Raw genomic sequence first — 22,866 nt, forward strand, 5'->3', positions numbered from 1 at the left:
AGTCTGACATTCTACTTCCACTTATAATTTGTTCCAATCTTGGTTACAAGCTTGGTTAGAACCGACAATACGGCGGGACTGAGAGGGGTTTGAAGAAGCTATTGATACTCGGAATACGTAACTGTATAATTGTATTATGAGACCGTGTAGTGTTATTAAGTGGAATGTTGGCGAATCACTTCCGCTGCGGACGAGGTCGTCTTTCAAGCGGGTATCTGGTAATCGTCTGGAACGCGATGATAACAGACGCCCGAAGTGGTCGACGCAGTCGAGGAAGATGCCCAGAAAGCCGTGATAAAGGAGACGATTCATTCGCTGGGGACTCACCAGCGTCACCTGTTCCGCATCATCCGCGAGGCCGGGGAGATCGACTTGGCGCGCTCCGGTCGCTCGATGTCGAGGACTACCAGCCCGACGACCAGCTTGTGTGGTTCCGGCACCACCCCGAGTCGACACCGCTGAAGAAGAAGGTCGACGGCGAGCGTCCGGTCGGCCTACCGCCAGAAGCCTGCGAAGTTCTGGACGTCTGGATTGAGTCTGTCCGGCCTGAGAAGCGCGATGACGACGGGCGGCGGCCGCTGTTGACCGGACGACGGGTCGGCCTGCGACATCGACGCTTCAGGACTTGATCTATCAGGCGACGATTCCCTGCGTGGCTGGCTCCTGTCCACACTCCACCCCCGCGGGGAGCGCCGACTGGACCGCTCCGATCCTGGATCGGAGCAACCGTCGGAGGCAGGCGGCCCCACTAACTGTTAGATGGGCCGAACGAACGAGTGTAGCTTTATCTCGAATCATCGAGACCGGCACGGAGGGACGGCCGACGACCGATCCCACCGCAGGCCGTGGCGATCGGCGACCGAGGTCGCCCTGTCGACAGGCGTTACGCGAGGACCGATCCACCGGCGTCACCGGCTGACCGGCCGCCCGATCGCCGCCCCGGCTCCTCGACACCGCTCGTCACTTGTATCCCAGCGCCGCCAGCTTCTCGTCGAGACTGACGTCGTCTTCGCCACCGACTCCGCGGGGAAGTCCGGTGTGTAGGTGTCGTCGTCCGTCGCGGAGGTCACACACCACGGGACCCTGGCCAGGACGTCGATGTACGTGCCGCCCGGGTGACGCCAGACCCCCTGTTCGCCGAACGCCTGTCCGTGGTCGGCCGAGATCACGACCCGGTCCGCGTCGACGTTGGAGAGCAGGAGTTCGACGTCGTCGAGGACGTACCGGAGATTGTCGACGGACGCCTCCCACAGCTCGTCGGTCGAGTACCCTTCCTCCTTGTGGAGGGCTTCGAGCCCCGGGCCGGAGCCGGTGGTTCCGTGGGGCGTCACGGCCCGGGAATCGATCTCGCTGTCGACGAACGGGAGGTGTGGCTGCATGTAGTGAGCGATGATGCGGTCGGTGTCGTGCTGGCGTGCGAAGTGGATCACCCGGTCGGTCACCGCACGGGCGGGGATGGTCTCCAACTCCGTGTCCCACCCGTCGCGCCAGACCTCCTCCAGGTGGTAGAACTGCTCCTCGCTCAGGAACTGGTCCGACGAGGTGTTGGAAGTCACGTGGAGCGTCTCCGCCATCTCGTCGCTGTAGTCGCCGGTGAACGTTCGGAACATCCACTCGCTCGACGTCGTCCCGGGGCTGACGTGCTCGCCGACCTCGTCGATGAAGTCGTACTCGTCGGCCACCTCGTTCATCATATCCACCCGCGCGGAGTCGAGGAGGACGAGGAGGTCCCAGTCCCGCTCGTAGACGTTCGTCGCCTCGTCCCGATGGAAGGCCCGATAGCGGGCTTCCCGCGATGCGAACTCCGCGGTCGCCGTCGCGGTCTTCGCCAGTCCACGAACCCCGTGTTCGTCGACGTTCTCCTTCGTCATCCGGACGAACCTGTCGAGTAAACCCATATCCGAGCGGTCGGCGGAGATCGTAATAGGTGTTTGGCAAGTCCTCCGGGGGCGCGACGGCACGTACGCGGGCCGACCCGCTGGGAGCGATACGCTGCGGGTCGTCCACGTGGTCGGTTCGTCGATCGCGGCCCGGCCGAGCCGTGTGTCGCCCTGTTCCCGTGGTGTGGACCACAAGATTGATTTCGACAGTCGAGAGTGAGGGGAATGGGGCTGGTTGTGGCATAGTACACTTCGGCCGGCCCCGTTCTCTCGTCGGTGTCGGAGCCAAACTGGTAAGGACAGCCGTCGGTGTGGGTCGACGAGGGACCGGTAGTGTGAACGAGATCGAGGCCAACCACGCCGTCTGGGCCGACCGGCGGACGAGCACGCTGTACGTGGTCCGCTGGGGCCGACAGACCGAAGAGGTTCGCATCAGGGTGGCGGCGGCGGTAGTCACCTCGGCGCGGTCGCTCTCGGCCGGGTTTTCGATCGTCGACGACAGCGCGCGGACGACCGGGCCCGCACCGGACCCGGAGTGTCCGGTCCAGCAGGCGTACGACGGATCAACCGGGACGCGTTCGGGAATCCACGTGAGCGAGCGGACGGACCACGGAGCGATGAGAGACGCCGAGGACTCGCTGCCGGACCGGCCACTGTCCGCGACGGAGGTCACGACCCTCGAAGCAGAACACGGGGAGTACGGCGTCGCGCCAGTCGGGTTCCCCCGGAAATCGGCGTCGTGCTCCGTCCACGGTCATCGGCGACGACTGGACGGACGCCGACGGGAGGCTGTTCCGAGAGTCGTATCACTGGAGCTACAAAACCTTGAAGTGTGTCAACCCGTAACGTGGTAACGGAGCCACCGAGCTCCCGGCGGGAACCACCGTCGCAGATCTCGGGATTGGCATCGGCGGCCAACCAGTCGCCGGCGGGACGTGGCCGACCCGCCGGCCGCTGTTCGTTCTGTGCGGTAGTTTCACACCGGAGCGGCGTCTCTGTGTAGTCGTGAGTTCACTCGCCGCGGTCCTCCGCGTCGGCGAGCGGCCGACGGTCGGTCTCGGGTTACGGCCCCGGGTGGAGGCACACCTCTACACCGGTGGCGTCCCGCGCCTCGTCGCGTTCCGCGTGACCGACGGGCCGGAGCTGACCCGGGTCCCGGGGGCGTACGCGCCGGACTTCGGCGCGGAGCCGCCGTCCCCGGTGACGGACCTGCTGCTCGCGGTCCCCGAACTCAGGGAGCCGTCCGCCGTCGCTCAGCGACTGGACACGCTCTCGACGAAGGCCGAGGCGAACTACGGGCGGGACTTCGCGGGGATGGTGTTCACCTCCGACGTCGAGTGGGGCAGCGACGGCTACGGGCGGCTGTTCGAGGCCAGGAGCCAGCTTGAGGCCCACGAGTACGCGGGGGTCGTCACCGCGACCCTGACGCCGGCGGCCGCCGGCGAACAGGCGAGCGCGATCCGGACTAACCTCGATCGGCTCGACGCGGCCACCCGCGTCTACACGCCCGAACGGGACTGACTCGCCGTCGGCCGGAGACGTTTTGCCGCTGGCCGCGGAGGCTCGGGTATGGACGCGGGCCGGCTCCCGGGCGCGAGCAGGCGCGAGCAGGTGGTGGCACACGTCGACATGGACTGCTTCTACGCCGCCTGCGAGCGACGCCGCGATCCCGAACTGGTCGGCGAACCGCTCGTCGTCGGGATGGGCTACGAGGGCGGCGAGACACACGGAGCCGTCGCCACCGCCAGCTACGAGGCCCGCGAGTTCGGCGTCGAGTCGGCGATGGCGATCTCGGAGGCGCTGGAGCGGCTCCCACGGCGGGCCGACCACGACGAGGACTCGGATCGAGAGCTCGCGGAGACCGGCTACTACCGGCCGGTCGATATGGACCACTACGAGCGCGTCGGCGACGAGGTCAAGTCGGTCCTGCACGACGCCGCCGAGACGGTCCGGGAGGTGAGCATCGACGAGGCGTACCTGGACGTGACCGACCGCGTCGACTGGGACGACGCCCAGCGGTGGGCCGCCGATCTGAAGGACCGCATCCGGTCCGAGGTCGGCGTCGTCGCCAGCGTCGGCGTCGCACCGACGATGAGCGCCGCGAAGGTGGCCAGCGACCGCGACAAGCCGGACGGCCTGGTCGTCGTCCGCCCGGGCGAGGTCCGCGAGTTCTTCGCCGACCTCCCGGTCGAGGAGGTCCACGGCGTCGGGCCGGTGACGGCCCGACAGCTCCGGGAGATGAGCGTCGAGACGGCGGGCGACCTCGCGGCGGCGGACCCGGAGGCGCTCGCACGGCGGTTCGGCGAGCGCGGCCGCGAGATCAGGCGGTACGCCCGCGGCGAGGACGAGCGGGCCGTCACGCCGAAGGGCGACCCCAAGAGCCTCTCGCGGGAGTCGGCGTTCACCGAACCCGTGGAGGAGCCCGCCGAGAAGCGCCGGAAGGTCGAGACCCTGGCGGCGGCGGTCGCCGACCGAGCACACCGGAAGGACGCCCGCTACCGCACCATCGGCATCAAGGTGGTCGAGCCGCCCTTCGAGGTCAACACGCGCGCCCGCTCGCTGCCGGGTCCCGTCGCCGACGCCGACCTCGTCGAGTCGACGGCGCTGGACCTCCTCGAGGAGTTCGCGGACGCCCCGGTCAGGAAGGTCGGCGTCCGCGTCTCGAACCTCGACTTCACCGCGGGCGAGCAGGCGAGCCTCGGCGGGTTCGACGGTGCCGGCGACGCGGCGGCAGGGACACCGGCGGACGACGACGGGGACCCTACCCGCGACCCCGAGGCCGACGACGGGCAGGCGGAACTGACGGCGTTCGTCGAGGACGGTGCGGACCGCGCGGACGGGGCGGCTGCCGACGACGATCCCGACGGACAGGCGTCGCTCGGCCGGTTCGACTAGTCGACGCCGTGTTCGAGGTTCTCCAGCAGCTTCCCGACGAACAGGCCCGCCCGCGGCGAGATGGTGTCCTCCTCGGGGACCGTCGCGGGCTGGGCGGCCAGCGCCTCGACGAACTGCTCGCTGTGGGTCATCGCGTTGCAGATGTCGACCACGTCGACGACCAGCCCCTCGTCGTCGGTCCGCATCTCCGGGTACCGCTCCTTCTCGGCGGCCGTGTAGGTGATCGTCCAGGCCGGGCCGCCGACGGCGTCGAGGACGTCCGAGAGCGGCGCGACCTCCACCCGTCCGTCGTCGCTCGCGACGGCGACGGTGCCGTCCTCGACGATGGTCTCGTAGCGGGCCATACGGAGTGCCTGGGAGGACACACGACGCCGACGACAATAGCCCTTGCTCACGTCTCGGCGTCCCGAGTGGTCCGCCGAGTGACAGTCGTCTGACGGAGAGTTATGGGGCGTGGCCCGCTCTGTGTGGGCAAGAACGTATGGCAGAGACCGAACAGATCACCGTCGCAGACACGAGCGCGGGACCCGGCGGGAGCGAGGAGGCCGGTCGGTCCGTCGACATCCCCGTCGTCGAGCTGCTGACCGGCCGCGGCTTCATCACGGGCAAGAGCGGGAGCGGGAAGTCCAACACCGCCAGCGTCGTCGCCGAGAAACTGCTGGACAACGGGTTCGGCCTGCTGATCGTCGACATCGACGGCGAGTACTACGGGCTGAAAGAGGAGTACGAGATCCTCCACGTCGGCGGCGACGAGGAGTGCGACATCCAGGTGACCGAGGAGCACGCCGGCAAGATCGCCTCGCTGGCGCTGGAGCAGAACGTCCCCATCATCCTCGACGTCTCCTCGTTCCTCGACGAGGAGGAGGCCGAGGCGCTGCTGACCGCCGTCGCCAGACAGCTGTTCGCGAAGGCCAAGAAGCAGAAACAGCCCTTCCTGATGCTCGTCGAGGAGTGCCACGAGTGGATCCCCGAGAAGGGGTCGATGGGTGAGGTGGGCAAGATGCTCATCAAGATCGGCAAACGGGGCCGCAAGCACGGCCTCGGCATCGTCGGCATCAGCCAGCGCCCCGCCGACGTCAAGAAGGACTACATCACCCAGTGCGACTGGCTCGTCTGGCACCGGCTGACCTGGAACAACGACACGAAGGTGGTCGGGCGCATCCTCGACAGCGAGTACGAGAACGCCGTGGAGGACTTAGACGACGGCGAGGCGTTCATGATGACCGACTGGTCGGAGTCGGTCCGGCGGGTCCAGTTCCACCGCAAGCAGACCTTCGACGCCGGCGCGACGCCGGGCCTGGACGACTTCGAGCGCCCGGAGCTGAAGTCGGTCAGCGACGACCTCGTCTCGGAACTGGAGACCATCAGCGAGGAGGAACAGGCCCGCGAGGACCGCATCGCCGAACTCCGGGAGGAACTGGACAGGAAGAACTCCCGCATCGCGGAACTGGAGAAGGAGCTCCAGGACGCCCGCGACCTCGAACGGATGGCCGAGCAGTTCACGGACGCCCTCGTCGGCCACGTCGAGGGGTACAACCCCGGTCGGACGGCCAAGGAGGAGATGCGCCGGGACCGCTTCGCCGAGCCCGAAGACGACGGGTCGAGCGGGAACGGGTCGGGAGACGACGCGGCGGAGCGCGAGTCTGCCGACGGCGGTGACGAGGGAGAACCGGCCGACGCCACCTCCGGCGGCGGGTTCGGCGACGCCTTCAGCGCGTTCGAGTCGGCCGGCGCAGCGATGAACGGGGGCAGCCCGGACGACGCGACCACCGACGGCGGTGCCGCGACTGCGAGCGCCGGCTCGGGGCCGTCGGCGAGCGGTGAGACCCCGGACGACGCGAGCGCCGACGACGCGCTGGCGGCAGCCGTCGCAGCCGTCGACGGTGAGACGGGCGACGACAACGGGACGACCGCCGAGGGCGACGCCGACGAGGGGACCGCCGGGACGGCCGACGACGGCCCGCCGGAACAGCCACCCGTCGTCAGGGAGATCGTCGCCGACGTGGCGGCGATGGACGACAAGACCCGGCGGATGCTCCACTACTACCGCGAGCAGGGACCGGGGACGCCGCTGAACGCCCACTTCTCGGCGGGCGGGTCCGGCGACCGGACGGCGGCGTACGCCCGCAACCGGACGCTCCGGCTGCGCGGCCTCGTCGAGCACGTCGGCCGCGGCCAGTACGACTACCGGCTCCGGGACCTGCTCCGCGAGGAGAGCGACGAGACGCTCGACGACGAGACCGTCGAGACGTACGCCGCGCGCGTCGAGGCGGCCGTCGTCGACGGGCAGTCGCCGGACTAGGTGGCGAGGTCGGCCAGGCTCGCCGCCAGCACCTCCGTCGCCGCCGCGCAGTCCGCCCAGTCGGTCCACTCTCGGGGGGTGTGCGAGACGCCGCCCTCGGAGGGGGCGAACAGCATTCCGGCGTCTGTCTCCCGGGCGACGTGGGTGGTGTCGTGGAACGCGCCGGAGTGGCAGTCGATCGCCGTCACCCCCACTCGGTCCGCCGCGTCGCTGGCGGCCCGGCGGACCCGGTCGCTCGTCGGCATCGGAGCCACGTCGAACGGCCGCTCGATGTGGGTGGACACGCCACGCTCCGATTCGAGTCGGTCGAGCGTCTCGCGGGCGTGCCCGACCAGTTCCTCGATCCGGTCCTGTGTCACGTCCCGGACGTCCAGCCCCAGCGTCGCCGATCCCGGCACGACGTTGGTCGCGTTCGGCGAGACGCCGAGGCTGCCGACGGTGCCGACGGGCGTCTCGTGCTCGTCGGCCAGCCGCTTTGCCGCCCGCTCGACGGCGAGGACGAACTCGCTCGCGGCGGCGAGGGCGTCGGTCCGTGCGTCCATCGGCGTCGACCCGGCGTGGTTCGCCTCGCCGACGATCTCGACCTCGCAGTGAGTGATGCCGGTCACGTCCGTCACGACGCCGACGGCCGCGCCGGCGTCGGTCAGGCGGGTCGACTGCTCGATATGGAGCTCCAGCCAGGCGTCCCAGTCGGCGGCGTCGAGGCGACCGTCGCCGCGGAAACCGATCTCGTCGAGGGCTGCGCCGAGGGTCGTTCCGTCGTCGGCTTCGAGCGCCAGCGCGTCCGCGACCGGCCGGACGCCCGCGGCGACTGACGATCCCAGCACCCCCGAGGCGAACCGCTGGCCCTCCTCCTCGGTGAACGAGACCACCTCGATCGGGCGCGCCGGCTCGACGCCGCCGTCCTGCATCGCCCGGACCGCTTCGAGCGCGCCGTAGACCCCCAGCGGGCCGTCGAAGATGCCGCCCTCGGGTACCGAGTCGAGGTGACTCCCCGAGGCGACCGGGGCGGCGTCCGGGTCGGCGCTGGGCGGCGTCCACCGGCCGACGACGTTCCCGACGGCGTCGACCCGCACGTCCAGCCCGGCGTCGTCGAGCCGCTCGACGAGGTACTCGCGGGCCGCGCGGTTCGGCTCCGTCCCTGTCAGGACGGTCCGACCGCGGCCCTCCTCGGCGTCGACCGCGCCGAACTCGGCCGTCCGCTCGATGTCCGTGCGAAGCCGCGCCTCGCTGACGGAGACGTTCATACGCCCTCTCGGCGCGAGCCCGCAAAGAAGGTTCGCGTGCCCCCGTCCGCGTTCCGCGCACCGGACGCCGCTCGCCGTCAGCGACCGGAGAGCAACCCCTCGACGCGACCGACGAGCGGCGAGAGTTCCGCCGCCAGCGCACGGCGCTTGAGGAGGGCGAACCCGACGAAGATGACGAGAAAGCCGGCGACGTCGAGCGGTGCGAGCGTCTCGTCCCGGACGAGCCAGCCCGCGGCCGCCGCGAACACCGGGGCCGCGTAGGAGACGAGGTTGATCTCGATGGCACCCAGTCGGGCCAGCAGGTCGAAGTAGACGACGTACCCGACGGCGCTCGCGAACACCGCGAGGTAGACGACGGCGACGATCCCCTCGAGGGTGACGGTCACGTCGGCGAGTGACTCGCCGGGGAGCGCGAGGCTGATGCCGTGCAGCAGGACCGCCCCGAGCGCGGTCGCCCAGGCGACCATCCCCTCGGAGGAGATCCCGGCGTCGAACCGCTGGACGAGGACGCTCCCAAGCGCCACCGAGGCGGCCGCGAGCAGCACCAGCGCCGGTGCGGCGGCCGACTCGGCGAGACTCGTCAGGTCCGGCCGGGCGACGAGACCGACGCCGGCGAAGCCAAGCAGGAGGCCGACGGTGCCCACGACGGTCAGTCGCTCGTCGGGCAGGAACACCCTGGAGAACACCGTCGAGAGGACCGGGCTCATCCCGACGAGGATGGCCGCGACCCCGCCGGAGACGCCCTGCTCGCCGACGAACAGGAAGGCGTTGTACAGCGCGATGATCAGCGTCGTCTCGACGGCGACGGTGAGCCAGTCGGCGCGGTCCCGGGGGACCCAGTAGTCGCTGGTCGCCGCCGCGTACGTGACCATCAGGACGCCAGCGAGGTCGTACCGGATTGCCGCGAACAGCACCGGCGGGAAGGCGTCAAGCCCCGCCTTGATGGCGGCGAAAGAGGTCCCCCACAGCGCGGCCAGGAGAACGAACAGCAGTGCGGACCGGCGGTCTGCCATACGCGCCGCTCGGTCGGGGACACTCAAAAACGGTCGCTATTCCGCTCGGCCCCGAGGAGTCAATCCAGCGCGTGCCAGACCGTCGTCGAGAGGTACAGCGACGCGGCCCCGCCGACGGCGACGATCAGCCAGTAGGTCGCCAGCCGGTAGACGACGACGCCGGCGGCCGCGAGTTCCGGCGACGCCGCGCTGGCGAGGGTCACGACGGCGGTGAGGCCCAGCTCCGTCGTGCCCAGTCCGCCGGGCGTCGGGACCAGCGTCGCGACCCCCGCGGCCGGGACGAGAAACAGCGCGAGTCCCGTCGCGAGCGGGACGTCGACGGCACCCAGCGAGGCGACCAGCGACAGCGAGAAGGCGACCCAGCCGACCACCGAGAGCGCCGCGGCGACCGCGAGCCGTCGGGTGTCACCCGTCGCCGCCCCGAACCCGTCGAAGAACGTCTCGACGGCGGCCGAGACTCGGTCCGGGCGCAGCGACCGGGCGACCCGCACCGAGACGCGGCCGACCGTCGCCCGGACGAGGCCAGCGGCCAGTTCGACGACCCGACGCAGGGCGGTCCGGCGGTACGCCAGCGCCGCGCCGCCGGCCACCAGCGCCGCGACGACGAGCGCCAGGACGCCGAGGACGGCAGCCCCGTCCAGTCCCGGCAGCGGGTCGACGACCAGCGACGCCATCCCCAGCGCCGCCACGCCGAGCGAGCCCGCGAACACGAGCAGTTCGCTGGCGGTCACGGCCCCGAAGACGTCGGTGAACCGGCGGTCGAGATCGTCGGCCAGGACGTAGGCGATGATCGCCGAGCCGCCGGCGGCCCCCAGCGGGAGGACCTGCTTGCCGAACGTCCCAGCGAAGTAACACAGCGAGACGCGGCCACGGGGCGCGGTCCGGTCGACGCCGCCGACGATGGTCACCATCGTCAGGCTCCAACAGCCCTGTGCGAACAGCCCCAGGCCGACGGCGAGCGCGACCGCCCCGGGTTCTGCGGCTCGGAGCGTCGCCAGCGTCACCTCGACGTCGAGCGACAGCGCGAGGACGGCGAGCAGGAGGGCGGCGACCAGCCCGCCGAGGAGGAGCCTGACAGTCCCGCGCCGTTCGTCGGTGGCCGTCGCCATTACCGTACCGTCGGCCGCCGGGGAGCATCAAACCTACTCCTCGACGGGGTAGGTCTCGGCGAGCGCGTCGAGGGCTTCGTGGTGTTCCGTCGTGTGCGGAGCGGTCAGCGGCGAGACGCTGACCTTCCCGTCGACGACGGCACGCCGGTCGGTCCCCGCCGGGTCCGGGATGGTCCCGTCGGCCATGTGTTCCCAGATGCGGTCGTGCAGCGTCACCGCCTCGCCGTCCCGGACGGCGTCCATCTCGTAGACCTCCGAGGGGCGGGTGATCGCCAGCGGAGCCTCGCCCCACTCCGCGACCGGGGCGTTGACGTTCAGGTAGTCACACTGCTCGAAGACGCCGGCCCCCAGCGCGTGGTCCGCGAGGTACCGGGTCGCCCGCACCGCCTCGTCGTAGCTCTCGCCGTTGGCCTCGATCTCCGAGAACGCGGCGTCCTCGCGGACGGGGATGTACATCGAGACGGCGATCGCCGGCACGTCGAAGAACGTCGCCTCGACGGCGGCGCTGACGGTGCCCGAGCGGCCCAGGACGTAGGTCCCGAGGTTCGCGCCGCGGTTACAGCCCGCGACGACGAGGTCCGCGTCGGTCACCAGCGCCTCCAGCCCCGCGACGACGCAGTCCGTCGGCGTCCCCTCGACGACGTAGCCGAGTTCGTGATCGCGGACCTCGACCTCGCCCGAGATGGCGCGGCCGACGGCGCTCTGGTCCTCGGCGGGCGCGACGGCGACGACGTCGCCGACCTCGGCCAGCCCGTCGTACACAGCCCGGAGGCCGGCGCTGTCGATCCCGTCGTCGTTCGTCAGCAGGATGGTCGGCTCGTCCATACGCCGTGTCGGGACGACGGCGACAAAAGCCTACGCGTTACGGCGACAGCGCCCACGCCCTCACACCCGCGTCCTCACCGCGCGCGGTCGACCGTGGTCTCCCCGTCGACGACGACGTTGTAGGCCGCCTCGTCGTCGTTCCAGAGGACCAGCGCGTTCCGCAGCGACAGCAGGTCGCCGTAGTCGGCCTCGCGCAGGTCCTCGTTCAGCAGCGACGACTCGGTGACGACGGCGAAGACGTCCGTCGACTGGCTCCCGTCGCCGAGCAGGTAGAGCGGGTTCGCGTCCCCCTCCGAGAGGTCGTGGCTGAGTTTCACGGCGAGGAGGTTCACCCGGTCGGTGACGAACGACTCGGCGTCGCCCAGCGGCGCGTGGTTCCCCCGGTCGGGCGTGATGTCGATCGCTCGCCGCCCGTCGGTCCGGAGGACGGTGTATGCGTACTGGACGTCGACGTTGACGAACTCGCCGGTGCCGCCGCCGGCGTCGTCGAGTCGGCGCTGGGTCTCCGGCACCGCCAGATCGGGCTTGCGGTCGAACGACCACGACTCGCTCTCGGGGGCACGGTGGGGCCAGAGCCGCACCGTCGGCGCGTACACCGTCGCGGGGCCGCCGTCGGCGACGGCCCGCTCGATCTCGCGCAGCCCCGTCGCCGTGTTTCGGTCGGCCGGTTCGAGCGCGACGACGCTGCCGTCGTCGGCCAGCGCGCCGAGCGCCCGTTCGAGGACCGCTTCGGGGTCCGCGAGTTCGTTCAGGACGCTCCCGAACAGGATCAGGTCGAACTGACCGTCGTCGGCGACCGCCGCGTCGAGGTCGAACGCCTCGATCCGCTCGCGGTGGACGGTCGGGTGGACGTTCGGCCCGGCGTCATCGACGAGGCGTTCGAGCACGTCGGCGGCGGCGCTGGGCTCGACGGCGTGGTAGTCCACCAGCGCGTCGTCGGGCACGAGGTCGAACAGGCCAAGCGCCGGCCCGCCGACGCCCGCACCGACGTCCAAGACGCGGAGGCGCGAGGGGAGCAGGCCGGCGGCCGCGAGGTCCGCGAGGACGTACTGGGCGGCGGCGTAGTAGTCCGGCAGGTGGTAGACGGCGTAGCCGTGGGCGGTCAGCTCGTCGTAGGTCACGTCCTCGCGCTGGAGGTAGCGCTCCTTCACGTCCCGGACCCGCTCGCGGAGGCGGTCGCCGCTGTCGCCCCGCGCCCACTGGTGGCCGTAGGCGTCGACCAGCAGGTCCTCGACGCGCTCCTCGTGTTCCTCGGGGAACCGCTCGACGCCGTGGAAGGGGGTCGAGACGGGGGACTCCGGCGCGGGGACGAACGTCCCGTCGTCCCGCTCGACGAGGCCCAGGTCCAGCGCCTCCTCGCGGAGGACCTGCCGGACGACCGCCGGATGGGGGTCGCCCGCGACGTACTCGTGGATCTCCTCGGGGTCGATCGGGCGGACGTGCTGGAGGTACTGGGCGTTCTCTCGGACGCCCTGTCGTGTCTCGTCGTTCATAGCGAGTCGTAGAGGTCGGTGAACTCCGCGCGGTCGGCGTCGGCGATGCGGGCGGCGGCGTCGGCGACCCGGTCGGCCCCGTCGAAGGTCGCCTGGATGTCGGCGTACACGCGGGCGTCGCCGCCCCGGACCTGCTCGACGAGATCTGCCAGTGCCCCGGAGACCGGCGTGTGGAACCGCTCGGACACGTCGGCGGCCGCGAGGCCGTAGGCCAGGACCGCGGCGTGGGCGGCCGCCTGGACCGTCTCCATCGCCGCGTCGTGTTCCTGGGCGGTCGTCTCGAAGGTCCGGTTGCCGGCCGCCGCCAGCGCGCCAAGCAGGGTCTCGACCACCTGCCCGTCGGCGTCGGTCACGACCGCGACGTTCCCCGGGGCGTTGTCTGGGGCGAAGAGCGGGTGGAGGCTCGCACGCTGGCTGTCGGGGGCGTGCTCCCGCATCGCCGCGAGCGGTTCGGTCATCACTCCGGTCACGTCGAGGAGCGCCGTCGCGCGGTCGGCGTACGACTCGATGGCCGCCTCGGCGACCGGCATCGGGACGGCGACGCAGACGGCGTCGAACCGCTCTTCGGTCGCCGTCGAGACGGCCCGGCCCCCCACCGCCTCGGCGGCGGCGGTAGCGGCCTCGGCGTCGGTGTCGGCGAACGCGACCGACACCTCGGCGTGGTCCCGTACCGTCCGCGCGAACCACTGTCCCATCGACCCGGCACCGACGACGAGGACGTTCATGCGCCGAGCGTAGCCCGGCACCGCTCAAAAGCCGTTCGGTCAGCCGCGTCCGCCCCGAGTTCAACGGACGACGAAGCGTCGATAGCTCTCCGTCGTATCCCGGAGAGGAGAACGTCTCGGCCCGTCCTAAACGCTTATCCGTCGTCCCCGAGTCGTCCGGGGTATGAAGCGCGTTCGATTCCGGGACACCGCCGGGAACGTCCGTGGCGGCCGCTGGACCGTCGAGGACGGCGAACCGGTCGTCACTGCCGCCGCCGGCCCGTACGGCCGCATCGCGTTCGGCGACGAGACGTACGACCCGGACGAGGTGGACATCCTCCCGCCGTGTGAGCCGACCAAGATCGTCTGCATCGGGCGGAACTACGCCGAACACGCCGAGGAGATGGACGAGGAGCTCCCGGACCGGCCGATGCTGTTCCTGAAGGCACCGAACGCCGTCGCCTCCCACGGCAAGCGGCTCACCCTGCCCGCGGGCAAGGAGCGCATCGACTTCGAGGCGGAACTGGGCGTCGTCATCGGCGAGCAGTGCCGCAACGTCAGCGAGTCCGGGGCGATGGACGTCGTCGCCGGCTACACCTGCGTCAACGACATCTCCAACCGCGACGACCAGAACGTCGAGCAGAACTGGGTCCGGGGCAAGGCCTTCGACAACGCCTGTCCCATCGGGCCGCTGGTCGCGACGCCGGAACACGTCCCGGACGACGCCCACATCGAGTCCCGCGTCAACGGCGAGGTCAGGCAGTCCTCGTCCATCGAGCACCTCATCTTCTCCGTCGAGGAGCTCATCGCGGAGATCACCGAGTACATGACTCTCGAACCGGGCGACGTCATCGCCACCGGGACGCCGGAGGGCGTCGGCCCGCTCGAGGACGGCGACGAGGTCGAGATCGAGGTCGAGGGCGTCGGCACGCTGAAACACTCCGTCAAGATCCCCTGAGATCGGCCGTTCGTTCCTTTCCGCCTCTCCGTTCTCGCCGACCACCGGCGGGACCGTCTCGCGACGGATGACAACCCATAAGTTTAGGCTTGCCAAAACACCGGCGAGATGGACCGAACGCCGAGCGAGCGGGCCGACGTCTGCGTCGTCGGCGCGGGGCCGGCGGGGGCGCTCGTCGCCAGTCGCCTCGCCGGCGACGGCCGCGACGTCGTGGTTCTGGAGGCGGGGCCGCGGTTCGACTTCGAGAGCCGGCAGCGGCGGATGGAGGAGTCCATCCGGCCGGCCCACGAGGGCTCGGTCTGGGGGATGGGCGGGCCGCGCGACGCCTACAGCGCCAGCGGCGACCGGTACTATCCGCTGAACGTCGCCCGCGTGAAAGGCGTCGGGGGGACGACGCTGCACTGGCAGGGGATGGTGATGCGGTACCACCCGTCGGACTTCGACGGGGGCCACGACAACGACGATCCGGCCTGGCCCATCGGCTACGACGACCTCCGGCCGTACTACGCCGAGGCCGAGCGCGCCCTCGGAGTGGCCGGCGACGACGACAACCCCTTCGCCCCGGCGCGCGAGGAGCCGTTCCCGATGCCTGGGTTCCCGCCGTCCTACAGCGACTCGCTGTTCGCCGACGCCTGTGAGGAACTCGGCATCACGATGCACTCGGTCCCCAACGCCCGCAACTCGGAGGGGTACGACGACCGCAGCGCCTGTGTCGGCTACGGCACCTGTCAGCCGGTCTGCCCGTCGGGCGCGAAGTACGACGCCAGCGCGACGATCGAGGACGCCGAGGCGGCGGGCGCTCGCGTGATCGACCGGGTCCCGGTCCAGCGGGTCGAGACCGACGGCCAGGGGCGGGCGACCGCGGCCGTGTACGCGACCCCCGACGGCGAGGAACACCGACAGACCGCTCGGGAGTTCGTCCTCGCCGCCGGCGGCGTCGAGATCCCGCGGCTCCTCCTGCTGTCGCGCTCAGAGGCCCACCCCGACGGGCTCGCGAACTCTTCTGGGCTGGTGGGACACTACTTCATGGACCACCTGTTCGCCGGCGCAGGCGGGAGCCTCGGCCGGCGCACGCGGCAGAACCACGTCGGCTTCATCACCAGCGAGTGCCACCAGTTCTACGACGACCCCGGACAGGCCGTCGAGCGGGTCGACGACGGCGAGACGGTCGTGCCGGCCAGCGACGCCGCGCTCTCCCCGATCAAGCTGGAGTTCCTGAACTACGCCGGCCCCTCGCCCGTCGAACTGGCGCTGTCCGCCGAGCGGTGGGGCGACGACCTGCTCGGCGACCTGCGCGAGGCCTACGGTAACCGGATCGCGATGGGCGGTCTGGTCGGCCAGCCGCCGCGAAAGGAGAACCGAGTGACGCTGGACACCTCGACGACCGACGACCACGGCAACCCCGTACCCGACATCAAGTGGTCGTGGGGCGAACGCCTCGGTCGTACGATGTCCCGCGCCAACGAGATCCAACACGCCGTGCTGGCGGAACTGGGCGCGGACGTCGACTGGACCGTCGGCCCCGAGAACACTGGCCCCGCCTACCACCACATGGGGACGACGCGGATGGGGACCGACCCCGACGAGAGCGTCGTCGATCCAGAGCTGCGGACCCACGACGTGGGGAACCTCTCGATCGCCTCCTCGTCGGTGTTCGTCACTGCGGGGTCGCTGAACCCGACCCTGACGATCGCCGCACTGGCGTTGAAGTGCGCCGACCACGTCGACGAGCGCCTCTGAGGGTCACTCGGACCGCCCGCCGTCCGCGAGGTGCTGCCGGTCGGCCCCCGCCGTGCCGGCACCGCCCGCCGCGCCGGTGTCGAACTTCTCGATCATCGCTTCGAGGCGGCCGACCTGTTCGTCCAGTTGCTCCGCGTTGCGGCTGATCTGCGAGACCGAGGCCGCCTGCTCCTCGGCGGCGGCGGACGCGCGTTCGGTCTCCTCGGCGGTGGAGCGACTGATGTCGGCCGCCTCCTCGATCATCGACACCGTCTCCTCCGTGCTGGCGGCCTGGTCGTCCGTCGCGTCGCGGATCTCCTGGATGCCGGCGTCGGTCTCCTCGGCGTTCGTCCTGACCTCGCCGAAGGCCGACACGACCTCCTCGACGCCGTCGACGCTCTCCTCGATGTACCCCTCGGCGTCGCGGACCTCGGCGACGGTCGCCTCCGTCTGCGCTTGGGTCTCGGCGATCAGCTCCTCGATCTCAGAGGCGGAGTCGCGGGTCTCCTCGGCCAGTTGCTTGACCTCGTCGGCGACGACGGCGAACCCCTCGCCGCCACCGCCGTCGCCCGCCCGGGCCGCCTCGATGTTGGCGTTCAGCGCCAGCATATTCGTCTGCTCGGCGATCTCGCCGATGAGGCCGACGATCTCGCCGATCTCCGCCATCTGGTCGTCGAGGGCCTCGACGTGGTCGACGGTGGCGTCGATGGCCTGCTGGACGTCGCGGGCGTCCTCGATGGCCGCCTCGGCGGTCGCCTCGCCGTCGGCGGCGATCTCGGTCGTCTCGTGGGACCGCTGAGCGACGGTCTCGGCGGAGGCTGCCACCTCCTCGACCGTCGCCGACAGGTCCGTCATCTCACCGGAGACCCGTTCGAGCATCTCCCGCTGTTCGTCCGCGCCGGCGGCGATCTCCTGGATGGCCTCGCTGACCTCGGTGCTGGCCTGTTTGGCCTCCGCAGTCCCCGCGTTGGCCTCCTCGCTCGCCGTGGCGACGGTCTCGGCGAAGTCGTCGATCGCCCCCATCGCCTCGGCGGTCTCGTCCAGCATCTCGTTGCACGACTCGGCGATCTGTGTCATCGCTTCGCTCTCGCTGTCGGGGTCGAGCCTGACCGTGAAGTCCCCGTCCGCGGCGCGGGCCATCGCCGCGCTGTAGTCGTCCGCCTTCTCCTCCAGGTGCGCGACCAGCTCTTCGACCTCCGCCTTCTCGGCTTCGGCCTCGGCCTTGAGCTGCTGGGCCTCGGCCTTCTCCCGTTCGATCTCCTCGCGGCGCGCCTCGAGGTTCTCGATCTCCTCCGTCTGTGACTGGACCTGTTCGAGCCGCTGCCGGACCTCCTCGCGGGAGCGCTCGGTCGAGTACCAGTGTGCCATCAGCGCCGACGCGAGGCCGGTGACGAACAGGCCGTGGATGAGCCCCCAGACCCAGGGGTTGTTGATCGCCGCCGCGTGGTTGTACACCCGCTCGGGGTTTATCATCCCGAAGACGCCGTGGGTGAACACGACGTAGCCGATCCCCAGGGCGAACGGAGCCCAGTCCTCGTAGACGGCGACGACCGCCATCGCGACGAAGAAGTGGAAGTGGGCCTCGATGTACCCGCCCGAGAACTGGACCAGGACGACGGAGGAGGCCAGCAGGCCGGTCGAGGCCAGCGCCGTCCGCACACGACGCGAGAGCTGTGGGACGCTCGCCGCGGCCGAGAACGCCAGCAGGACCCCCAGTTCGAGCCCGATCAGCCACAGCGGCGTCTCGGGGATCGTCGCGCCCGTCACCAGCGTCTCCGTCCCGTCGTAGAGGCCAAGCACGAGCAGGAACGGGACGTGAGCCAGGACGCTCCCGATGATGATCCGGTGACGGCTCCGCCACGTCTCCTCGGGGATCGTATCGCCCGCGGGGATGTACCGGACGAACTCCCGGAGCTTGCTGTTCAGAATCTCGACAAGACCAGACCCGGTCCGACTGGTCGTTGCTTGGCCCATACACGAGAAGCGCAGTAACTCCTAAAAACGGTTCTCCCCCGAGTATCACATCCTGTAACCGAAGTTCGCTATCTCTAACAGTTGCCCGTGTTCCCGCCGTTCAAGCCGTGTAGAAGAGTCCCAGAATCGCGCCGGCGTCGAGCAGCAACAGGCCGGCGACGACGGCCGCACCGAGCAGGAACGGGCGAGCCTCACGCGCGGGTTCGCGGACCTTCTGCTGGGCGAAGCCGTCGGAGAGCTTCGAGGCTCCGACCTCGACCAGCCCCGCGAGCAGGAACCAGAGGACGACCATCGCGACGACGAGGTAGCCCCGCGTCGTCCCGAACAGCGACCCGGCCGTGTACTTCGTCGCCGCGAGGTGGCCGCCGGTCAGCAACAGGAGGAGGGCGCTGGCCCGCGAGACGGTGGTGAGCTTCCCCGTCACCGTCGACAGCGGGGCGGCGTTGGCGTCCCCGTCCATCGCCGTCGGGAGGACGGCGTAGGCGACGAACATCACACTGCCCGACCAGAGGCCGGCGAACAGGAGGTGGATCCCGTAGATCGCGGCGTCGACTGCGCTCATGGTCGGGCCTTAGCCGGCAGCGTCTTGAACGTCGCGGAGTCGGCAGGCGCGTCGCCTACCCGTCCCCGAACGCGTCCTCGAAGGTCTCGACCTCGCCGGACATATCGAGTTCCCGGACCTCGCCCGCTCGGTCCCGCGTCGGCTCGCCCGTCTCGACGTCGCGGTCCAGCTGGTCGATGAGGTGGACGAACGAACCGGGGTCCGGAACGAGGAAGATGCGCAGGGAGAACGCCGCGTCGGTGTCTTCCACGTCGACCAGCGAGTCGAGGACGATGGTCAGGGAGTCCCGCCGGACGTGCGAGAGGGCGTCGTCGGCGACGTCCGTCGCCGCCGCCTGCTCGACGGTGGGCGTCGCCATGTCGATCGTCGTCTCCAGCGTGTCGGCGATACCGTCGATGAACCCCGAGGTGAGGATGTTACACATCTCCTGGACGGCCGACTCCTGTAGCTGCGTGAACTCGCCGTCGACGGCGGACCCCGTCATCAGCGCCGCGATCTCGGCGGCGGTCGCGGGCGAGAATGTCATCAGGAAGACGCCGTACGGCGGCTCGGTGAGGCGGACGCGGGCGCTGTAGACCTCCCCGCCGCCCATCTCGGTCGGGATGTCGCCGGGCTGGACGAACGAGAGGCTCTTGATGTCGACGGTGGCCTCGACGCCCGCCAGCGTCGTCAGCGACCCCGCCACCGCTTCGGCCCCCTCCTCGATGAGCTCCGTGATGAGGGAGAGCTTCCGGACGTCGATGAGAAGCGGCATACGCCGGCTGGTCGCGTCGTCGGCTGTTATCCCTTTCGGTGTGTGGGACCAGCACACGACGGCTGTCCGGAGGTGAGCACGCTTAAGCCGCCCGCCCCGCTTGGCACGCCTATGAACCCACGGGACCTCTCCGCGCACACGGTCTATCGAGCGGGACGAGGTATCGAGGAGGTCGCCCGAGAGGTCGGGCTGGACCCCGACGAGATGGTGAAACTGGCGTCGAACGAGAACATGTACGGTCCCAGTCCGGCGGCGGTCGACGCGATCCGGGCGTCGGCCGAGCGGATGCACTCCTACCCCAAGGCCTCCCACGCCGATCTCGCGGACCGGCTCGCCGAGGAGTGGGACGTGTCGTCCGAGCAGGTGTGGCTCGGCAACGGCGGCGACGGCGCGCTCGACTGCCTGGCGCGGGCGATGCTCGAACCGGGCGACCGGGTGCTCGTCCCCACGCCGGGGTTCGCCTACTACGCGATGAGCGCGCGCTACCACCACGGCGAGGTCGCGGAGTTCACGCTCTCGAAGGCCGACGATTTCGCCCAGACCGCCGACACCGTGCTGGCGGACTACGACGGCGAGCGGATCGTCTACCTCACCAGTCCGAACAACCCCACCGGCAAGGAGTTCTCGACCGACGCGGTCCGCGAGATCGCCGCGGAGACCGACGAGGAGACGCTCGTCCTGGTCGACGAGGCCTACGAGGAGTTCACGGACACGCCCAGCAAGCGCCCGCTGCTCTCCGAGCGCGACGACGTGGCGCTCCTCCGGACGTTCTCGAAGGCATACGGCCTGGCCGGCGTCCGCCTGGGGTACGCGCTGGTCCCCGAGGCGTGGGCCGACGCCTACGCCCGCGTGAACACGCCCTTCTCGGCGAGCGAACTGGCCTGCCGGGCCGGACTGGCCGCCCTGGACGACGACGAGCACGTCGAGAAGTCCGTCGAGACGGCCGCGTGGGCGCGCGACTACATCGCCGACGAACTCGCCGCGCCGACCTGGGAGAGCGCCGGCAACTTCGTGCTGGCCGAGGTCGGCGACGCCGCGGCCGTCGCGAACGCGGCACGGGAGCGCGGCGTCATCGTCCGCGACTGCTCCTCGTTCGGTCTCCCGGAGTGTATCCGGATCACCTGCGGGACCCGCGAGGACACCCGCCACGCGATCTCGGTCCTGAACGACGTCCTGGAGGTGGCCGAAGCGTGAGGGTCGCCGTCACGGGCACACCGGGGACGGGCAAGACGACGGCGACCGACCTGCTGGAGGGCGACCTCGACGTGCTCCACCTGAACGACGTGATCGCGGCCGAGGACCTGTCGACCGGCGTCGACGAGGAGCGCGGGAGCGTCGTCGCCGACCTCGACGCCGTGGCGGAGTGGCTCGACGGCCGCGACGACGTGGTCTTCGAGTCCCACCTCGCACACCACTTCGACGCCGACCGCGTGGCGGTCCTGCGAGCCCACCCCGACGCCGTCGTCGAGCGACTGCGCGAGCGGGGCGACGAGGACGCGAAGGCCTACGAAAATGCGGAGTCCGAGGCGCTGGACGTGGTCCTCTCGGAGGCCGTCGACCGACACGGGACGGACAGCGTCTACGAGGTCGACACGACCGACCGCTCCCCCGACGAGGTCGCGGCGGCGATCGACGCCGTCGTCGCCGGCGAGCGGGACCCGTCGGCCGGGACCGTCGACTACATCGACTGGCTATGACGCTGGACCGCTACCGCTCGCTGGCCGACCGGGCGCTGGAGCCGTTCGTCGCCGCGGCCAAGGCCGTCGGCCTCTCGCCCAACGGCGTCAGCGTGCTGGCCTTCCTGCTGGCCGTGGCCGCCGGCGGCGTCTACGCCGTCGCCGCGCGGGACCCGCTGTTGTACCTGCTCGGTGCCGTGCTCGTCTTCCTGAACGGCTGGCTCGACGTCGTCGACGGGGCGCTCGCCCGCGAACTCGACGTGGCCTCCGAGGCCGGCGACCTGCTCGACCACGTGCTGGACCGCTACGCCGACATCGCCATCATCGTCGGCCTGGCGGCGGGCGTCGGCCAGTTCGCGCTCGGCATCGCCGCGGTCACCGGCGTCCTGATGACCTCCTACCTGGGGACCCAGGCCCAGGCGGTCGGTCTCGACCGGGTCTACGGCGGCCTGCTGGGCCGGGCCGACCGTCTCGCACTGGTCGGGCTGACCACCGGCGTCGCGGCGTTCGTCCGTCCGACCCTGCTGAGTCTGTCGCCTGTCGGCTGGCTGCTGGTCGTCTTCGCCGCCGTCGGCCACCTCACCGCCGCACAGCGGTTCTACCACTCGATGCGGGCGCTGTGACCACCAGCGCACCATTTATACCGCGGCCTCTCCAATCGCCGCGTATGGTTCAGTGCGAAATGTGCGGGAAGGACGTCTCCTCGCCCAACCGCGTGAAGGTCGAGGGCGCGGAACTCGACGTCTGCGACGACTGCACCGACTTCGGGACCGAAGTCAAGACCGAGGAGTCCTCTTCGACGTCGACGAAGTACTCGACCTCCAGCGGTTCGAGCGGGTCGTCCTCCTCGTCGTCCTCGTCCTCGTCGTCCGGGGGGTCGGGTCGCCGCCGGGACATGTTCGACGAGATGGACGAGATCGCACAGGACTACGACGACCGGATCCGGCAGGCCCGCGAGTCGAAGGGGCTGAGCCAGGAGGACCTGGCGAACCAGCTCAACGAGAAGGCCAGCCTCATCCGAAAGCTCGAACGCGGGAACTCGCTGCCCAGCGACGACGTGCGCGAGAAGCTCGAACGCGCGCTCGGTATCGACCTGAGCGCGGGCGGCAGCACGGACGAGACCGAGTGGTCCGGCGGCAGTTCCAGCGGCGAGTACACGCTGGGCGACGTCGTCGAGCGGAAAGACTAGAGCCGGAGGTCCCGTTCGTCGACGTCGAGTTCGGCGGCGAGGGCGTCGACACGTTGCTCGATCTCCTCGATCTCGCGCTGGAGTTCCCGGTAGCGCTCGCTGTCCTGGAGTTCCGACCGGGGCTTCTCGACCTGGAGGACGTTGCGCTTCAGCTTCCGGGTGGTGAGCCGCTGGAGCTGTTCGTTGTACGTCGTGATCTGCCGGAGCCGGTCGACGACGTCGAGCAGCTCCGCTCGGGTGACCGGCTTGACGAGGTAGTCGTCGACGCCCATGTCGAGGATGTCGAAGTCGGGATCGACCGCGGTCACCATCGCGACTCGGCAGGAGAGGCCGCGGTCCTCGATCTCGGCCAGCACCTCGTTGCCGGAGACGACCGGCATCCGACGGTCCAACAGCACCACGTCCACGTCCTCGGCGAGGGACTCGACGCCGTCCGCGCCGCCGTAGGCGGTCCGGACCTCGTAGTCGTCCGCGAGGTAGTCCGCGTAGAGGTCCGCGAGGTGCTGTTCGTCCTCGACGACGAGTACGGTGGCTTGGTCCGCGCCTGGTGTCACGGGTCGGTCTAT

At 70.3% G+C, this 22,866-nt stretch carries 22 protein-coding genes; 10 read left to right on the forward strand and 12 right to left on the reverse strand.

What is annotated here, in order from left to right:
* Positions 1–908 precede the first annotated feature (908 nt).
* The gene (locus P0592_RS16215) at positions 909–1,898 is read right to left on the reverse strand and encodes an alkaline phosphatase family protein (protein WP_276271950.1); all 990 of its coding nucleotides are present in this window, start codon (positions 1,896–1,898) and stop codon (positions 909–911) included.
* A gap of 317 nt (positions 1,899–2,215) precedes the next feature.
* Here P0592_RS16215 and P0592_RS16220 point away from each other — a divergent pair, with 317 nt between their 5' ends.
* The 3 genes from P0592_RS16220 to dinB all read left to right on the forward strand — a co-directional run bounded on the left by P0592_RS16220 (position 2,216) and on the right by dinB (position 4,775).
* Positions 2,216–2,734 carry a hypothetical protein gene (locus tag P0592_RS16220; RefSeq protein WP_276271951.1) on the forward strand — a complete coding sequence of 173 codons (519 nt, stop codon included), beginning with the start codon at positions 2,216–2,218 and terminating at the stop codon, positions 2,732–2,734.
* A gap of 151 nt (positions 2,735–2,885) precedes the next feature.
* On the forward strand, positions 2,886–3,401 hold the full coding sequence (locus P0592_RS16225; protein WP_276271952.1) for a hypothetical protein: 516 nt from the start codon (positions 2,886–2,888) through the stop codon (positions 3,399–3,401).
* A 48-nt stretch (positions 3,402–3,449) separates the two neighbouring features.
* Positions 3,450–4,775 carry a DNA polymerase IV gene (gene dinB, locus P0592_RS16230; RefSeq protein ID WP_276271953.1) on the forward strand — a complete coding sequence of 442 codons (1,326 nt, stop codon included), beginning with the start codon at positions 3,450–3,452 and terminating at the stop codon, positions 4,773–4,775.
* On the opposite strand, the gene P0592_RS16235 is transcribed toward dinB, so the two are convergent.
* Complete coding sequence (locus P0592_RS16235; RefSeq protein WP_336406677.1) at positions 4,772–5,119, reverse strand: hypothetical protein; 348 nt, start codon at positions 5,117–5,119, stop codon at positions 4,772–4,774. The two genes, dinB and P0592_RS16235, sit on opposite strands and share 4 nt — an antisense overlap.
* 137 nt (positions 5,120–5,256) lie before the next feature.
* Here P0592_RS16235 and P0592_RS16240 point away from each other — a divergent pair, with 137 nt between their 5' ends.
* The gene (locus P0592_RS16240; protein ID WP_276271955.1) at positions 5,257–7,077 is read left to right on the forward strand and encodes a helicase HerA domain-containing protein; all 1,821 of its coding nucleotides are present in this window, start codon (positions 5,257–5,259) and stop codon (positions 7,075–7,077) included.
* Here P0592_RS16240 and P0592_RS16245 read toward each other — a convergent pair.
* The 6 genes from P0592_RS16245 to P0592_RS16270 all read right to left on the reverse strand — a co-directional run bounded on the left by P0592_RS16245 (position 7,074) and on the right by P0592_RS16270 (position 13,489).
* Complete coding sequence (locus tag P0592_RS16245) at positions 7,074–8,324, reverse strand: M20 family metallo-hydrolase (RefSeq protein WP_276271956.1); 1,251 nt, start codon at positions 8,322–8,324, stop codon at positions 7,074–7,076. The two genes, P0592_RS16240 and P0592_RS16245, sit on opposite strands and share 4 nt — an antisense overlap.
* Before the next feature lie 77 nt (positions 8,325–8,401).
* Entirely contained in the window at positions 8,402–9,337 is a 936-nt protein-coding gene (locus tag P0592_RS16250; RefSeq protein ID WP_276271957.1) for a DMT family transporter, read from the reverse strand.
* 59 nt (positions 9,338–9,396) lie between these two features.
* Entirely contained in the window at positions 9,397–10,446 is a 1,050-nt protein-coding gene (locus P0592_RS16255; RefSeq protein ID WP_276271958.1) for a lysylphosphatidylglycerol synthase transmembrane domain-containing protein, read from the reverse strand.
* A gap of 33 nt (positions 10,447–10,479) precedes the next feature.
* Positions 10,480–11,271, reverse strand: coding sequence for a 5'/3'-nucleotidase SurE (gene surE, locus P0592_RS16260; protein WP_276271959.1), 792 nt, complete (start codon positions 11,269–11,271; stop codon positions 10,480–10,482).
* Positions 11,272–11,345: 74 nt separating this feature from the next.
* Positions 11,346–12,764: a small ribosomal subunit Rsm22 family protein gene (locus tag P0592_RS16265; RefSeq protein ID WP_276271960.1), complete on the reverse strand. Its 1,419-nt coding sequence runs from the start codon at positions 12,762–12,764 to the stop codon at positions 11,346–11,348.
* Complete coding sequence (locus tag P0592_RS16270; protein WP_276271961.1) at positions 12,761–13,489, reverse strand: prephenate dehydrogenase/arogenate dehydrogenase family protein; 729 nt, start codon at positions 13,487–13,489, stop codon at positions 12,761–12,763. Before P0592_RS16270 ends, P0592_RS16265 begins: the two co-directional genes overlap by 4 nt.
* A gap of 163 nt (positions 13,490–13,652) precedes the next feature.
* On the opposite strand from P0592_RS16270, the gene P0592_RS16275 reads away from it, so the two are divergent.
* Both P0592_RS16275 and P0592_RS16280 read left to right on the forward strand, forming a co-directional pair.
* Positions 13,653–14,426: a fumarylacetoacetate hydrolase family protein gene (locus tag P0592_RS16275; RefSeq protein ID WP_276271962.1), complete on the forward strand. Its 774-nt coding sequence runs from the start codon at positions 13,653–13,655 to the stop codon at positions 14,424–14,426.
* A gap of 108 nt (positions 14,427–14,534) precedes the next feature.
* Positions 14,535–16,166 (forward strand): GMC family oxidoreductase, encoded by a 1,632-nt coding sequence (locus tag P0592_RS16280; RefSeq protein ID WP_276271963.1) that lies wholly within the window; start codon positions 14,535–14,537, stop codon positions 16,164–16,166.
* Between the two features lie 3 nt (positions 16,167–16,169).
* Here the strand turns inward: P0592_RS16280 and P0592_RS16285 are convergent, their stop codons facing one another.
* The 3 genes from P0592_RS16285 to P0592_RS16295 form a co-directional block, all read right to left on the reverse strand.
* Positions 16,170–18,119, reverse strand: a complete 1,950-nt coding sequence (locus tag P0592_RS16285; RefSeq protein WP_276271964.1) for a methyl-accepting chemotaxis protein — start codon at positions 18,117–18,119, stop codon at positions 16,170–16,172.
* Between the two features lie 100 nt (positions 18,120–18,219).
* The gene (locus P0592_RS16290; RefSeq protein WP_276271965.1) at positions 18,220–18,681 is read right to left on the reverse strand and encodes a transporter; all 462 of its coding nucleotides are present in this window, start codon (positions 18,679–18,681) and stop codon (positions 18,220–18,222) included.
* Between the two features lie 55 nt (positions 18,682–18,736).
* Positions 18,737–19,435, reverse strand: coding sequence for a chemotaxis protein CheC (locus P0592_RS16295; protein ID WP_276271966.1), 699 nt, complete (start codon positions 19,433–19,435; stop codon positions 18,737–18,739).
* Between the two features lie 111 nt (positions 19,436–19,546).
* Here P0592_RS16295 and hisC point away from each other — a divergent pair, with 111 nt between their 5' ends.
* From hisC to P0592_RS16315, 4 genes are read left to right on the forward strand one after another with little or no spacing between them, the layout of a single operon-like run.
* Positions 19,547–20,629, forward strand: coding sequence for a histidinol-phosphate transaminase (gene hisC, locus P0592_RS16300; protein ID WP_276271967.1), 1,083 nt, complete (start codon positions 19,547–19,549; stop codon positions 20,627–20,629).
* A complete protein-coding gene (locus P0592_RS16305) occupies positions 20,626–21,132 on the forward strand; it encodes an adenylate kinase family protein (RefSeq protein ID WP_276271968.1) in 507 nt (168 codons plus the stop codon). The genes hisC and P0592_RS16305 overlap by 4 nt, the downstream gene beginning before the upstream one ends.
* Positions 21,129–21,734, forward strand: coding sequence for a CDP-alcohol phosphatidyltransferase family protein (locus P0592_RS16310; protein WP_276271969.1), 606 nt, complete (start codon positions 21,129–21,131; stop codon positions 21,732–21,734). Before P0592_RS16305 ends, P0592_RS16310 begins: the two co-directional genes overlap by 4 nt.
* Positions 21,735–21,778: 44 nt before the next feature.
* Positions 21,779–22,300: a multiprotein bridging factor aMBF1 gene (locus P0592_RS16315; RefSeq protein ID WP_276271970.1), complete on the forward strand. Its 522-nt coding sequence runs from the start codon at positions 21,779–21,781 to the stop codon at positions 22,298–22,300.
* Here the strand turns inward: P0592_RS16315 and P0592_RS16320 are convergent.
* The gene (locus P0592_RS16320; RefSeq protein WP_276271971.1) at positions 22,297–22,854 is read right to left on the reverse strand and encodes a response regulator; all 558 of its coding nucleotides are present in this window, start codon (positions 22,852–22,854) and stop codon (positions 22,297–22,299) included. The genes P0592_RS16315 and P0592_RS16320 overlap by 4 nt on opposite strands.
* Positions 22,855–22,866: the final 12 nt, after the last annotated feature.

Origin of the sequence: Haloarcula litorea (assembly GCF_029338195.1) — an archaeon.
Classification (GTDB): Archaea; Halobacteriota; Halobacteria; order Halobacteriales; family Haloarculaceae; genus Haloarcula; species Haloarcula litorea.

Excerpts from the sequence above, each read along its gene's own strand:
- P0592_RS16270 (WP_276271961.1), bottom strand. The coding sequence starts at position 13,489 with ATGAACGTCCTCGTCGTCGGTGCCGGGTCGATGGGACAGTGGTTCGCG.
- P0592_RS16215 (WP_276271950.1), bottom strand. The coding sequence starts at position 1,898 with ATGGGTTTACTCGACAGGTTCGTCCGGATGACGAAGGAGAACGTCGAC.
- P0592_RS16265 (WP_276271960.1), bottom strand. The coding sequence starts at position 12,764 with ATGAACGACGAGACACGACAGGGCGTCCGAGAGAACGCCCAGTACCTC.
- P0592_RS16285 (WP_276271964.1), bottom strand. The coding sequence starts at position 18,119 with ATGGGCCAAGCAACGACCAGTCGGACCGGGTCTGGTCTTGTCGAGATT.
- P0592_RS16235 (WP_336406677.1), bottom strand. The coding sequence starts at position 5,119 with ATGGCCCGCTACGAGACCATCGTCGAGGACGGCACCGTCGCCGTCGCG.
- surE (WP_276271959.1), bottom strand. The coding sequence starts at position 11,271 with ATGGACGAGCCGACCATCCTGCTGACGAACGACGACGGGATCGACAGC.
- P0592_RS16315 (WP_276271970.1), top strand. The coding sequence starts at position 21,779 with ATGGTTCAGTGCGAAATGTGCGGGAAGGACGTCTCCTCGCCCAACCGC.
- P0592_RS16295 (WP_276271966.1), bottom strand. The coding sequence starts at position 19,435 with ATGCCGCTTCTCATCGACGTCCGGAAGCTCTCCCTCATCACGGAGCTC.
- P0592_RS16255 (WP_276271958.1), bottom strand. The coding sequence starts at position 10,446 with ATGGCGACGGCCACCGACGAACGGCGCGGGACTGTCAGGCTCCTCCTC.
- P0592_RS16245 (WP_276271956.1), bottom strand. The coding sequence starts at position 8,324 with ATGAACGTCTCCGTCAGCGAGGCGCGGCTTCGCACGGACATCGAGCGG.
- hisC (WP_276271967.1), top strand. The coding sequence starts at position 19,547 with ATGAACCCACGGGACCTCTCCGCGCACACGGTCTATCGAGCGGGACGA.
- P0592_RS16240 (WP_276271955.1), top strand. The coding sequence starts at position 5,257 with ATGGCAGAGACCGAACAGATCACCGTCGCAGACACGAGCGCGGGACCC.
- P0592_RS16250 (WP_276271957.1), bottom strand. The coding sequence starts at position 9,337 with ATGGCAGACCGCCGGTCCGCACTGCTGTTCGTTCTCCTGGCCGCGCTG.
- dinB (WP_276271953.1), top strand. The coding sequence starts at position 3,450 with ATGGACGCGGGCCGGCTCCCGGGCGCGAGCAGGCGCGAGCAGGTGGTG.
- P0592_RS16275 (WP_276271962.1), top strand. The coding sequence starts at position 13,653 with ATGAAGCGCGTTCGATTCCGGGACACCGCCGGGAACGTCCGTGGCGGC.
- P0592_RS16290 (WP_276271965.1), bottom strand. The coding sequence starts at position 18,681 with ATGAGCGCAGTCGACGCCGCGATCTACGGGATCCACCTCCTGTTCGCC.
- P0592_RS16280 (WP_276271963.1), top strand. The coding sequence starts at position 14,535 with ATGGACCGAACGCCGAGCGAGCGGGCCGACGTCTGCGTCGTCGGCGCG.
- P0592_RS16310 (WP_276271969.1), top strand. The coding sequence starts at position 21,129 with ATGACGCTGGACCGCTACCGCTCGCTGGCCGACCGGGCGCTGGAGCCG.